The organism is Endozoicomonas sp. ALE010 (assembly GCF_049310165.1).
GTDB lineage: Bacteria > Pseudomonadota > Gammaproteobacteria > Pseudomonadales > Endozoicomonadaceae > Endozoicomonas.
In genome coordinates this window covers 33189-46282 of sequence record NZ_JBLYNV010000047.1, presented here as the reverse complement: position 1 = coordinate 46282, position 13094 = coordinate 33189, and the positions used below count along the sequence as shown (strand labels likewise).

General features: G+C 47.9%; 10 protein-coding genes. 4 read left to right on the top strand and 6 right to left on the bottom strand.

All coding sequences use genetic code 11. The features are described from left to right. Positions 1–436: 436 nt before the first annotated feature. Positions 437–1357: a transposase gene (locus tag ACO6UY_RS17620; protein WP_422444023.1), complete on the top strand. Its 921-nt coding sequence runs from the start codon at positions 437–439 to the stop codon at positions 1355–1357. 3 nt (positions 1358–1360) lie between these two features. On the opposite strand, the gene ACO6UY_RS17615 is transcribed toward ACO6UY_RS17620, so the two are convergent. After that, positions 1361–2167, bottom strand: a complete 807-nt coding sequence (locus tag ACO6UY_RS17615) for a DUF3050 domain-containing protein (protein ID WP_422444025.1) — start codon at positions 2165–2167, stop codon at positions 1361–1363. Between the two features lie 157 nt (positions 2168–2324). Here ACO6UY_RS17615 and ubiA point away from each other — a divergent pair, with 157 nt between their 5' ends. The 3 genes from ubiA to phoR all read left to right on the top strand — a co-directional run bounded on the left by ubiA (position 2325) and on the right by phoR (position 5597). After that, the gene (gene ubiA / locus ACO6UY_RS17610; RefSeq protein WP_422444027.1) at positions 2325–3230 is read left to right on the top strand and encodes a 4-hydroxybenzoate octaprenyltransferase; all 906 of its coding nucleotides are present in this window, start codon (positions 2325–2327) and stop codon (positions 3228–3230) included. A gap of 233 nt (positions 3231–3463) precedes the next feature. Further along, on the top strand, positions 3464–4153 hold the full coding sequence (phoB, locus tag ACO6UY_RS17605) for a phosphate regulon transcriptional regulator PhoB (protein ID WP_101748266.1): 690 nt from the start codon (positions 3464–3466) through the stop codon (positions 4151–4153). 115 nt (positions 4154–4268) lie between these two features. Then, on the top strand, positions 4269–5597 hold the full coding sequence (phoR, locus tag ACO6UY_RS17600; RefSeq protein WP_422490777.1) for a phosphate regulon sensor histidine kinase PhoR: 1329 nt from the start codon (positions 4269–4271) through the stop codon (positions 5595–5597). 112 nt (positions 5598–5709) lie between these two features. Here phoR and ACO6UY_RS17595 read toward each other — a convergent pair whose 3' ends face one another. The 5 genes from ACO6UY_RS17595 to ACO6UY_RS17575 form a co-directional block, all read right to left on the bottom strand. Further along, on the bottom strand, positions 5710–6150 hold the full coding sequence (locus ACO6UY_RS17595; RefSeq protein WP_209277133.1) for an H-NS family nucleoid-associated regulatory protein: 441 nt from the start codon (positions 6148–6150) through the stop codon (positions 5710–5712). A 369-nt stretch (positions 6151–6519) separates the two neighbouring features. After that, positions 6520–8022 (bottom strand): SpoVR family protein, encoded by a 1503-nt coding sequence (locus tag ACO6UY_RS17590; RefSeq protein WP_163371990.1) that lies wholly within the window; start codon positions 8020–8022, stop codon positions 6520–6522. Continuing rightward, positions 8019–9296, bottom strand: a complete 1278-nt coding sequence (locus ACO6UY_RS17585; protein WP_101748263.1) for a YeaH/YhbH family protein — start codon at positions 9294–9296, stop codon at positions 8019–8021. The genes ACO6UY_RS17590 and ACO6UY_RS17585 overlap by 4 nt, the downstream gene beginning before the upstream one ends. A 76-nt stretch (positions 9297–9372) precedes the next feature. Beyond that, positions 9373–11295, bottom strand: a complete 1923-nt coding sequence (locus tag ACO6UY_RS17580) for a PrkA family serine protein kinase (protein ID WP_101748262.1) — start codon at positions 11293–11295, stop codon at positions 9373–9375. Between the two features lie 510 nt (positions 11296–11805). Next, entirely contained in the window at positions 11806–12897 is a 1092-nt protein-coding gene (locus ACO6UY_RS17575) for a dihydrolipoamide acetyltransferase family protein (RefSeq protein ID WP_422444035.1), read from the bottom strand. Between the last annotated feature and the right edge of the window lie 197 nt (positions 12898–13094).

The following is a 13094-nucleotide window of genomic DNA, read 5'->3' as shown; positions in this document are numbered from 1 at the left end:
TTCAGTGTATTTAAATTAACCTATTGATCAGTTTTTTTTCTGATGGTTCTGGTTGTGTCTAAAAAATCAATAAAACAATTAAGGGAAAATCGTAGCTTCTCAAAAAGTGCTGGGAACCGATAAAAATATACAAAACAATAGTACTGTATCGGTGATTACCAAGGGCTTTAGATACTTGGTAGTTTGGTTACCCAGCAGTTTTTGAGAAGCTACGGAAAATCTTCATTTTTCTATTTTTTGCGGGAATTGCTGGCCTGGTTACGGTTATGATTCTCCGAAATGTCGTGACTATATTCAATGAACCGAGAAACCTATGTACGGGACAAAAAATCTGGAGGCCAGAGCTGGCAAGAGTTTAGATGGGATGAGCTGACTTCCCATGTAAGGTAATCTATGCGGTCTCTAACCTCCGAACAGATTATCGTAGTAGAAGTACATGGAAGAAGTCAGCTCATTAGCCAAGGAGCTTAAAGCTCATCTGCCCTGGCATCAAGCCCGGATTATATTTCTTGCACAATTCATTCTCGGCTTGATACGTGGGCGCTCATGCAATCTTTATCGTGTGGCAGAAGAGTTCCAAGGTCAGTCTCAGGCAGAATCAAGCTATCGCCGCATAAAGCGCTTTTTTGCCGGTTACACCTACTGTTATGAGCAGCTGGGTAAACTGATACTTCACTGGCTGAATCTCGACAGATACACACTCTGCATGGAGCGAACCCTGAAATTGATTCCAGCGGATAAGATAGATGAGCTACTTGCTGATCGTGAATTCATTGGCCGTGACTGGTTCAAATGGCTGGACAATCAGGGCATCGTCTGTCGACTGCGAATCAAGGAAAGCACTACTGTACTGGGTAACTGTGGCAAGAATATCAAAGCCGCACAATTATTTTGGAACATAAAGCTTGACCAGACAGTGACCTGGCACAGCAAACGCAAAGTCTCAGGTATTTATCTGTATATTGCTGCAAGGCGCACAATCAAGGGGCTTTTAATTGTCGTGGCAACCCAGAAACCAGACACCATGATTGAGGACTACTTTAAGCGTTGGTCGATAGAAACGCTGTTTGGTTGCCTGAAAAGTCGAGGCTTTGATCTTAAGTCTACCCACATGACGGATCTAGACCGCATGGAAAAGCTAATGGGCATGCTTGCATTGACATTTGCCTGGTGTTTGATTGCTGGTCACTGGCATTATGGTGAAGCGAAAGAACTCCCTCTGAATAAGCATATGCGGCCAGCCAAAGCTCTGTTCAGACTGGGAATAGACATGCTCCGCAGGGTTTTGAAAAACGAAGGTTCAAAAAATGATCAGATTGGATTTCAGACCCTGCTTCAGGTTTTGTCCCGTACATAGGTCTCAGATAAAACCGGGTAGTATAGGCTCTGCTTTGTCAACAGCCCCCTGTCCAGCGGTAACTTTGTCCAATTGCTTCTCAAGACCATCCCAAAATCTTATTCGTGCCGAAATAGCCTCTTTCGCCTTGGCAACGGCCGATGCTTCGGCAGTTTTGTCCCCATTTATAGACTGTTTCAGCAGGTTCTCTGCTGCCGGGCCATGCTCATTCCCATCAAGGTCAATATGTCTCTCAAGGTAGTAGGTCATGGCAGGAACGGACGCCGGGGGGATTTCCCAATGATTCAACAGGGAAGAAAACATCTGCGGAATGGCATCTTCACGGCCGAAAAGAAAATAACTGGCCACTTCCGGTAACGAACCATACTGGGCGATCTTCAGCGTATCCGAAACAAATGCCTGAATGTATTCCGGTACCTCAGCAACCACCAGGGCCTGCTGCCAGGGAACCCCTGTCTTGATGCTATAAATTACCTGTTCGATTTTGCTGGTATCCGCGGATACTTCATTCATGGCAGCGAGATACATTTCCAGATGACTCATGGGCGTGCCATGAAGATCCTTATCCGTCTCTTCATAGAGAATAATTTCATTAATGAAGCGGGCAGACGGGGCATCCGTAACTGGCACCCAGGGTAGCTGCATGGAAGTAAACTCAAGCTGCAATCTTTTCGCCAGCGACATAAAATCCCATACAGCAAATACATGAGCTTCCATAAAGGCCGACAACGTCTCCACACTGTTAATTTTCTGGTAGATGGAGTGATTGAAAAGTTGTTCTTGAAGAGGGCGTAAGTCTTCTGTAAACATGATAGTCTCCCGCTATAAGCAATTTGCTCTGGTAGGCCGACAAGACTACATAGATATTGGACACATGGCAGCCTGTGCTCATTTTTTTATCGGCAAAACATGTGTCGGCTGGAAGGCCCTGACTATATTTCCAAAACACAGAACTCCAAGGGCGCAGATGAAATTTATACAATCGATAACAGGCGCTGATAAATGTGCAGAGCTGCTGGATCAGCACGTACCACGCTGGAAAGACTTTATTCAACTGGCTCGCCTTGATCGCCCCATTGGCATTTATCTACTGCTATGGCCAACACTCTGGGCGCTCTGGCTCGCGGCCGAAGGCATACCCTCTGTTGGTAATCTGGTGGTTTTCATTCTTGGGGTGGTGCTGACCCGCAGCGCTGGCTGTGTTGTTAATGACTATGCTGACCGACATTTTGATGGTCATGTAAAACGAACCCGGCAACGTCCGTTGGTGACCGGAAAGATAACCCCGAAAGAAGCCCTGATATACGCCGCCAGCCTGTTTTTCGTGGCCTTTCTCCTGGTGTTGACCACCAATGCCCTGACCATCTATCTCTCCTTTGCCGCCCTGCTACTCGCCTCAGCCTACCCTTTTGCCAAACGACACACGTATCTGCCGCAAGTGGTATTGGGTGCCGCATTTGGCTGGTCCATCCCCATGGCATTTGCCGCCGAGGCCGACACACTGACCACTCAGACATGGCTGTTGTTTATCGCCAATCTGTTATGGACTGTCGCCTACGATACCCAGTATGCCATGGTGGACCGAGATGATGATCTGCAGATCGGCATTAAGTCCACCGCCATTTTATTTGGCGAAATGGATAATCTGATTATTGCCTGTTTTCAGACGTTTACCCTGATAGCCCTGCTGATGCTGGGTTTACAGCTGGAATTAGCCTGGCCATTCTATGTCAGCCTTGTTGCCGCCGCCGCAGGTTTTACCCACCAGCAATGGTTAACCCGCAACCGTGAAAGGGATCCTTGTTTCAAAGCCTTTCTTTCTAATCATTGGGTTGGTGCCGCCATATTTCTCGGTCTGGTCTGTTCTCTGTGATGACTGACTGAAACACCTGAATTTGAAGGTTGAGCCGAAAGCGCTCAACCTTCACCTCCCCTTTATCACTTCAACGACGGGAAAACAGTAACTCATGGGTTGGACAACCCGCAAAAAGTCCATCAAATTTTCATCAACGTCATTTTTCTGTAACATTCCCTCGCTGTAATACCTGTCATAAAGATAAACGGTTACCAAAGCAATCTTCTCTCATTCAACCCCGGGGTATTCTCATGTCTGGCAAAACAATTCTAATTGTGGATGATGAAGCACCCATCAGGGAAATGGTCGCTATGGCGCTGGAAATGGCTGGTTATCAGTGCCTGGAAGCAGCTGATGCAAAGCAGGCGCACTCACTGGTGGTGGATAACCGACCCGATTTGATCCTTCTGGACTGGATGCTACCGGATATCTCGGGTATCGAACTGGCCAGACGACTTAAGCGTGACCAGCTGACAGCAGAAATTCCGATCATTATGTTGACCGCCAAAGGGGAAGAAGACCATAAAATCCAGGGGCTGGAAACCGGTGCGGATGATTACATCACCAAGCCTTTCTCCCCCCGCGAGCTCGCTGCCCGACTTAAGGCCGTACTGCGCAGAACTCATGGAATGGACGAACAGTCGGCTATCGTCGTCAAAGGACTGGAACTGGACCCTGTCAGCCACCGGGTCAGTATTGATGGCAACCCGGCCGAAATGGGGCCAACGGAATACCGGCTGCTGCAGTTCTTCCTGACTCATCAGGAGCGAGCCTATTCCCGTGGGCAGTTGCTTGACCAGGTCTGGGGTGGCAATGTGTATGTTGAAGAGAGAACGGTGGATGTCCATATTCGCCGCCTGAGAAAAGCGCTGGGCAGTGGCTATGAGAATTACATTCAAACCGTCAGAGGTACTGGCTACCGTTTTTCCACTAAAGCGTAGAATGCTGGAATTCAATGAAAATGGCTTCAGTGACGTTTTCCTCATCACCACCTGATGACATAAGAATGATGGTCAGGATCAATCACCATAAGCTCAACAAACTGCGGAACTGCCTGTGACCACCTCTGCCCGATCCTGGTTTACTGGTCGAATAGTGTCAATGCTTGCCATCGGGCTGCTGGTCGGCTGGCTGGCGGACCGGATTTTTCTGGGGCTTTTTCTTGCCACATTATTCTACCTTCTCTGGAGCCACCAGCAACTGCACCGATTGCTGATATGGCTTGATAAGGCTGCCCACAAAGAGCTGGATCCCCCGGAAAGCACAGGCGTATGGGGTGAGATCTTTGACGGTATTTATAGAATTCAGCGCAAACACAACCGCTCAAAACAGCGACTTGCCAGCGTGATAGAACGCATACAGGATTCAACGGCAGCATTAAACGACGGAATCGTCATGGCCGACCAGAATGGTTCCCTTGAGTGGTGGAACCGTGCCGCCGGAGAGTTACTGGGCCTGCAAATGCCCGATGACCAGGGACAGCTCCTGACAAACCTGGTCAGAAATCCAAAATTTGCCCGCTATATGAACAATAGCCACGGCAAAGAGCCCATTAAGATCGATTCACCGGTGCATGAGAGCCGACAGCTTCAAATAGCCATTACCGTTTATGGGCAGGGCAATCGACTTCTATTGGTCAGGGATGTCAGCCGGTTGCATCAGCTTGAAATCATGAGAACCGATTTTGTTGCCAATGTTTCCCATGAATTGAGAACACCTCTAACCGTGATTTCCGGTTACCTGGAGACCATGAGTGACGGTATAGCAATGAATCCGGATACACCGCCCATCTTTAATCGTGCCCTTGGTCAAATGCAGGAGCAGGCAACCAGAATGCAGCGACTGATTGAGGATCTTTTGTTACTTTCACGGCTTGAAGCGACGGAACCGGAAAGAATAAGTCAGTCAGTGACGCTTAAGTCTCTGCTTGCAGGTATCGTTAACGACGCCAAAGCATTGAGCGGTGAAAATCAGCACCAGTTACAACTTGAATGCGACGATGATGCCTTATTAACGGGTGATGCCGTGGAGCTGCGCAGTGCCTTTTCTAACCTGGTTTATAACGCTATCCGCTATACCCCGTCTGGAGGAAAGGTGCAGGTGAAGTGGTGGCAGGATCAGGAAGGTGGACACCTGATGGTTCAGGACAATGGTGTTGGCATTGACCCCGTTCATATTCCAAGACTGACTGAGCGTTTTTATCGGGTGGATAAGAGCCGCAGTCATGCCACAGGGGGGACCGGTCTTGGACTGGCGATTGTAAAACATGTGTTATTAAGGCATGAAGGTCGTATCAGTATCAGTAGTCATCCGGGAAAAGGCAGTCGTTTTATATGTCACTTTCCCCTGTCGAGAATCAAGCAAGCCAACGTCGTCAACGTATAGCATGCCGGTTGAACACGATCTTTCCGGAAATGGTGATATTAACGCCGTATTTGCCAAAATAGAAAATAAAAAAGGGTCTGCAAGACCCTTTTTTATTCAGAGCGAATAAAACTTACTCTTCGATCTGTTCCAGAGCGCAGTCCAGACGCTTCTTGCCAGTACGCTCCAGGTACGCCTGGAAATCACGTGGCAGACGGCCAGTAGTAGCACCTTCCCACTTAATGCGCTCACCCGCTTCGTTCTCGTATTCAAAAGTGTACTTTTGAATGTTTCTGCGACGCTTCTGTACTGTCTCTTCCGGTTCCAGATTACCCACACCCAGATCATTCATGGAAACACCACGGTCAGCCATAATCTGCTTGATGGCTTCAATGCTTTCCTGCTTCTTCTTACGCTTTTCTTCGTCTTTGGCACGCGCTTCCTGCTTCTCAGTCAGCACATCGTTCAGACGGGAAATGATGCGCTCCAGATCTTCCGCGTGTACATCTTTAAACAGTGAGCGAATACGGGTTTTGCTGCTGAGGCGATGCAGAACTTCTTCAAAAATATTCATTTACTCTACGACTCCTTGGTCTTGATAGAACTTCCTACTTAGGAATAAAGATGTTCAATTCGATGAACTTTATACAGCAAGATTTTTTTAGATGGAAGTACCATTATATAAATTTTAAAAATAATGTGAATCACTGATAGTAAAAACTGTCAGTTTATTAATCCAAAATCAGGCAGGTTGTTTTTTTGATCAAAAGGAATAAGTTGTATAACTCCGATATGGATCATGTTGAATGGGAACCACAAAGGACACAAAGAGCACGAAGAAGAGCTTTTCTTTTCCTTTGTGCTCTTTGTGTCCTTTGTGGTTCAAAAATTAATGGATAGTTGCTTAATATTTACCGTAAGCGTACCAGCATTCAATCGACGTTTATTTGCGTTTCTTATTCTCACTGCACTGCCAGCTTTGAGTGACTGCGCCATTTTCAAACGACTCAATCTCCACATCAAACTGCCAGATCCGGTGTATATGCTTCAACAGCTCATCGGTCTCTTTTCCCAATGGCCGACCTTCATGCTGGTAATGACGGAGGGTCAGCATGCGGTCACCCCGGATATTGACATTATAAACCTGAATGTTTGGTTCCCGATTGCCGAGGTTATACTGAGCGGCCAGTGACTCACGGATGGCTTTATAGCCTGTTTCATCGTGAATACTGTCCACCTCAAGATAAGTGCGGGACTCATCATCCAGAATTGAAAACAGTCTTAAATCTCGCATCACTTTGGGTGACAGAAACTGCAGGATAAAGCTTTCATCCTTAAAGTTTTTCATGGCAAAGTGCACAGTATCCAGCCAGTCGCTGCCGGCAATATCCGGAAACCACTCCCGGTCTTCATCGGTAGGGTTTTCACAAATACGACGAATATCCATAAACATATTGAAGCCGAGGGTGTATGGATTGATACCACTGTATTGCGGGCTATCAAAAGGCGGCTGATAGATAACACTGGAATGGGAGTGAAGAAACTCCAGCATAAAACCATCGGACACCTTGCCCTCATTGTATAGCTCATGCAGAAGGTGGTAATGCCAGAAACAGGCCCACCCCTCATTCATCACCTGAGTCTGTTTCTGAGGGTAGTAGTATTGGGCAATTTTTCTGGCTATTCGCAACAGCTCCCGCTGCCAGGTTTCCAATAACGGTGCATTCTTTTCCAGGAAGTAGAGCAGGTTTTCTTCCGGGTCTTTAGGAAAGCGCTCTTCCTGTTCCTGCTCATCTTTCTCAACCTTTGGAATGGTGGTCCAAATGTCGTTCAGAGTCCTCTGGATATACTCCGCCCTCTCTTCCTGCCGGGCCTGTTCCTGCTCAGCGGATAAGGGCCGGGGCCGTTTATATCGATTCACCCCCTGATTCATTAATGCATGGCAGGCGTCGAGTATTTCCTCGACCGCCTCAATGCCATACTTCTCTTCACATTGTGCAATATAATGTTTAGCAAATAACAGGTAGTCGATAATGGACTCGGCATCGGTCCAGGTTTGAAACAGATAGTTCCCTTTAAAGAATGAATTATGACCATAGCTGGCATGGGCTAATACCAGTGCCTGCATGGTCATGGTATTTTCTTCCATTAAATAGGCAATGCAGGGATTTGAGTTGATCACAATTTCATAGGCCAGCCCCATTCTGCCCCGTTGGTAGTTTTGCTGGGTATGAAGAAAGTGTTTACCAAAACTCCAGTGGTTATACATTAATGGCATACCCGTTGAGGCATAGGCATCCATCATCTGTTCAGAGCTGATAATCTCAATTTGATTCGGGTAGGTTTCAAGGCGGAAGCGATCAGCAAGACGGGCCAGTTCCCTGTCGTATTCCTGAATTAGCTCAAACGTCCACTCCGGTTCACTGGAAATCAACTGGCTGCTCATGCATTTTCCTTTTTTTCAAACAGTTTACGGAAAACCGGGTAAATATCACTGGGCGATTTAATCTGCTGCATGGCAAAGTGATCTTTAAACTTCTCCGCTACACTCTGGTACTCACGCCATAAATTCTGGTGGGCACGGTCGGTGATTTCCACATAACAGTAATACTGAACCTTCTGCATAATCTGCTCGGTGAGAATCTTGGTGCAGACACTGGAATCTCCTTCCCAGTTATCACCGTCCGATGCCTGGGCAACATAGATATTCCAGTCCACCGGGCTGTAACGCTTGTTGATCACATCACGGGTCATTTCCAGGGCACTGGAAACAATGGTTCCCCCGGTTTCCCTGGAATAGAAAAAGTCATCCTCATCCACTTCTTTAGCGGCTGTATGATGACGGATAAAGACCACTTCAATCTCTTTATAATTACGCTGCAAAAACAGATAGAGCAGAATAAAGAAGCGCTTGGCCATGTCTTTGATGTCCTGAGTCATGGATCCGGACACATCCATCACACAAAACATCACGGCCTTATTACTGGGCGAAGGCACTTTGACCATGTTGTTGTATTTCAGGTCAAAGTCATCAATAAATGGTAGTCTTTTCAGCTTGGCATTGAGCTCTTTTATCCGTTCTCTTAATTCAACAACTCGTTGCTGGTCCGTTTCATCCGGGCTGACTTCCATTTCCCGGAGCTCTTTTTTCAGTGCCCGTATCTCCCGGCGATCACCACCGGATAAGGCAATACGCCGGGCATGGGCTGAACGCAGGGAGCGCACCACATTCAGGCGGTCCGGAGAGCCTGCTGTCGTATACCCTGCCTGTCGAATCTTGAATTCCGTCATATCCTCCAGCTGCTTCCGAACCAGGTTTGGCAGCTCAAGGTTATCAAACATATGCTCCAGGAACTCATCATGATTTATCTGGAAGCTGAATTCATCCATCCCTTCGCCGCTGTTGCCAGCCTTGCCCTTACCGCTTCCGGAGCCACTGCCGCCTGATGGCCGCTTGATACGATCACCACTGACAAACTCCTTGTTGCCCGGATGAACCTGCTTATAACGCCCACCCTGACCGTGCCGGAATACCGGCTCAGAAAGATCTTTTCGGGGAATGGTGACTTCGCTGCCAGAAACCACATCAGTAATGGAGCGTTTATTCACAGCATCAGACACTGCTTTCTTGATGTGCTTCTTATATCTCTCAAGAAACCGCTGGCGATTGACGGTACTTTTGTTTTTTCCATTCAACCGTCGATCGATAATAATACTCATGAACACGCTCCTTGTGTGTCCTTTATGACAAACAGGGCGAGAATCCATTCGCCCTGCCTCTCTACCCGGACGGCAGTTACTGCGACTTGCGCACCCGGATATACCATTCAGCCAGTAACCTGACCTGTTTCTCGGTATACCCTCTCTCTACCATGCGCTTAACAAACTCATTGTGCTTGCGCTGATCTTCCTGGCTGCCTTTGGCATTGAATGAGATCACCGGAAGCAGGTCTTCCGTATTGGAGAACATTTTCTTCTCAATCACGGTGCGCATTTTTTCGTAGCTGAGCCAGCTCGGGTTTTGGCCATTGTGATTGGCCCTGGCCCTGAGCACGAAATTAACGACTTCGTTACGGAAATCTTTTGGATTGGCGATACTGGCCGCTTTCTCGATTTTCTCCAGCTCATCATTGATGGCCGAGCGGTCGAGAATATCACCGGTTTCAGGGTCACGGTACTCCTGATCCTGAATCCAGAAGTCAGCATAGGTGATGTATCGGTCAAAAATGTTCTGCCCATACTCGGAGTAAGACTCAAGATAGGCGGTCTGAATCTCTTTGCCCAGAGACTCAATGTATTTGGGTGCCAGGAACTCTTTCACATAGCGCAGATAACGCTCATGCACCTCTTTCGGATACTGCTGCTGCTCAATCTGCTGCTCCAGTACGTAGAGCATGTGCACGGGGTTAGCGGCAATTTCCGTAGGGTCAAAGTTGAATACCTTGGAAAGAATCTTGAAAGCAAAACGGGTAGACAAACCTTCCATGCCCTCATCAACACCCGCTGAATCCTTGTACTCCTGCAGCGGCTTGGCATTGGGGTCGGTATCTTTCAGGTTTTCACCATCATAGATCCGCATCTTGGAATACACATTGGAATTTTCCGGCTCCTTGATGCGCGACAGGACGGTAAACTTGGCCAGCATTTTCAAGGTATCCGGTGCACAGGGGGATTCCTTGAGTGAGCTATTAGCCAGCAGCTTTTCATATATATGAATCTCTTCCGTCACCCGGGTGCAGTAAGGCACCTTGACGATGTTCACCCGGTCAATAAAGGCTTCATTGGTCTTATTATTCCGGAATGATTGCCACTCGGATTCATTGGAGTGGGCAAGAATAATACCGTTATAAGGAATGGCACCCATGCCTTCGGTACTGTTGTAGTTACCTTCCTGGGTCGCGGTCAGCAGCGGGTGGAGTACCTTGATGGGTGCCTTGAACATTTCCACAAACTCCATCATGCCCTGATTGGCACGGCAGAGTGCGCCAGAGAAGCTGTAGGCATCCGGGTCATCCTGAGAGTATTCTTCCAACTGTCGTATATCCACCTTGCCCACAAGGCTGGATATATCCTGGTTGTTCTCATCGCCGGGTTCGGTCTTGGCAATACCCACTTGATTCAGAATACTGGGATGCAGCTTCACCACTCTGAACTTGGTGATATCACCGCCAAACTCATTTAACCGCTTAACCGCCCAGGGTGACATGATGCCGCCCAGGTAACGATTGGGAATGCCATATTCTTTTTCCAGAATGTCGGCATCTTCATCAGGATTAAACAGATTCAGAGGTGACTCAAAAACCGGTGAACCTTTGATTGCATAGAATGGGACTTTCTCCATCAATGCCTTCAGCTTTTCTGCCAGAGAAGACTTACCACCACCCACTGGCCCCAGAAGGTAAAGTATCTGTTTCTTCTCTTCCAGCCCCTGGGCAGCGTGCATAAAGTAGGAAACGATTTGCTCAATCGCCTCTTCCATTCCATAAAATTCACGGAATGCCGGATAACGCTTAATCAGTTTATTGGAAAATATACGACTGAGCCTTGGGTCCCTTGAGGTATCCACCATCTCCGGCTCACCAATGGCCATAAGCATGCGCTCTGCCGCATTGGCATAGGCAGAAGAATCCTGCCTGCACAGTGCCAGATACTCTTCGATGGTCAGCTCTTCCTGCTGGGTTGATTGAAATCTCTGCTGATATGTATTGAAGATGTCCATGCCTTCACCCACCTTTGTCTGCTTGAATTCCTGAACAACGACCAGGAACGTTTGACCGATAGCTCATCTGGAAGCTTATCCTTCTCAATTACGCTATCGGCAGAGTCAGAACTTTGACCACATTTTTTTATAACTTTTATTGAGTAGCTATGAATGCCAGAAAAGCAGTTCATGCTGATCAACAATGCTATAGAAAAAGGTGGCATATAATGCCCGTCCGACAAACCAGAGAACTCGGTGTCATGACCGGCAAAAGCGGGATACGAACATTCAGTCGAAAAAATCTGGCCTACATTGATGCACTTTTCATAACAACTTATAACAACGGACTTCCTTGCAGCATGCTGGCAGAGATATTATTCTTCATCGCTCACAACTTCTGGTGGTCTCGCACTTAGCCTTGGAAAAGCTGCCCGACAAGCGTGGCACTATCAAAACAACCCTGCGTTTTTAACCGCAAAGTGATAGCGCATTTTTTCTTGCCCCAGAATTTATAATGTGGATTTTTGACTACTTCTGCAACTGTTGAATCATTGCATGGAGGAAACGTGTTGCTTCACCACCCGTTGCTGCGCGGTGATCAAACGACAGTGACAAAGGCAGGGTACGGTGGCTCTCAGGCTTGCCATCAACGCTGACGATTTCTTCCCTTAACCGGCCAACACCGATGATACAAACGGTTGGCGGCACAACAACCGGTGTCGCGTATTTTCCGGCAAAGACACCAAAATTACTTAACGTGATGGTTGCACCCTGAAGCTCTGAGTTTGGCAGACTTCTGTCTTTCACCCCTTCCCTGAGCTTATTGATACTCTCTCGTACTTCTGCTTTCTTCATTTTTGCCACATCACGCATCACCGGAACGAGTAGTCCCTCGTCACTATCTACCGCCAGGCCCAGGTCAACAGCATCATGAAGCTGACGGCTCATGGAAGCGCCATCAAACCAGGCATTAAGCGCAGGCTCCACGGCACTGGCTTTGGCAATTGCCTGAATCAGACGAACAGTGATGTCTTCTTTATCATCCCAATGATCAATATCCACATCATCAAACAGCGTTACCTGAACGACGGAAGCATGAGATTTTGCCATGGTGCGGGCCATATGCTTGCGGACACCTTTCAATGGCTCTGGATTGTCCAGGGGATAGGCAATGGCAGGTTGTGCAGCGGTTCTACGATTTGTGACAGCACCCAGATCCACCTGGAATTGCTCAGCCAGTGATTGAAGTCCACTTTGAACCATGTGCGATGAAGACGACGGTGGCATCTGGCCATCCGCTGGTGAGCCAATAATAAAAGCATCATCGCTACTGGTGCTGGCATCATCACTGACCAGTTTGCCGACTACCGTACCGCTATCTTCCCCATCGGTGACAAACTCCACCAGCGGGGCTCCGGTAAGAATAGTGTCACCGGGTTGGCCACAAAGACGGGCGATCACTCCGGTGCAGGGTGCAGGAACTTCCACAACGGCTTTGGCTGTTTCGACTGAGACCATCGGCTGATCTTCCCTGATGCTATCCCCTTCTCCCACATGCCATTCGACAATATCGGCTTCAGGAATACCTTCCCCTAAATCGGGTAAATTGAAAAAGCGCATGAATGTACCTTTTTATTATAAAAATACTGACTGCTTCTGGTTTTGCAGTCCTACAGGTTCCTAGTACATCGTTTCAATGAGTTTGACGTTTACAATCTCCGTTCACCCTGAGCGGAGTCGAAGGGTGCTTGGCACGATCTATCAGAGGCCGGAGTTTCCGCCTTTAGGCCCTATGGGTCCTTCGACAGGCTCAGGAC

Bases quoted from the DNA above. Each gene is read 5' to 3' on its own strand.
- ACO6UY_RS17620 (WP_422444023.1), top strand. From the start codon at position 437: ATGGAAGAAGTCAGCTCATTAGCCAAGGAGCTTAAAGCTCATCTGCCC.
- ACO6UY_RS17615 (WP_422444025.1), bottom strand. From the start codon at position 2,167: ATGTTTACAGAAGACTTACGCCCTCTTCAAGAACAACTTTTCAATCAC.
- ubiA (WP_422444027.1), top strand. From the start codon at position 2,325: ATGAAATTTATACAATCGATAACAGGCGCTGATAAATGTGCAGAGCTG.
- phoB (WP_101748266.1), top strand. From the start codon at position 3,464: ATGTCTGGCAAAACAATTCTAATTGTGGATGATGAAGCACCCATCAGG.
- ACO6UY_RS17595 (WP_209277133.1), bottom strand. From the start codon at position 6,150: ATGAATATTTTTGAAGAAGTTCTGCATCGCCTCAGCAGCAAAACCCGT.
- ACO6UY_RS17590 (WP_163371990.1), bottom strand. From the start codon at position 8,022: ATGAGCAGCCAGTTGATTTCCAGTGAACCGGAGTGGACGTTTGAGCTA.
- ACO6UY_RS17585 (WP_101748263.1), bottom strand. From the start codon at position 9,296: ATGAGTATTATTATCGATCGACGGTTGAATGGAAAAAACAAAAGTACC.
- ACO6UY_RS17580 (WP_101748262.1), bottom strand. From the start codon at position 11,295: ATGGACATCTTCAATACATATCAGCAGAGATTTCAATCAACCCAGCAG.
- ACO6UY_RS17575 (WP_422444035.1), bottom strand. From the start codon at position 12,897: ATGCGCTTTTTCAATTTACCCGATTTAGGGGAAGGTATTCCTGAAGCC.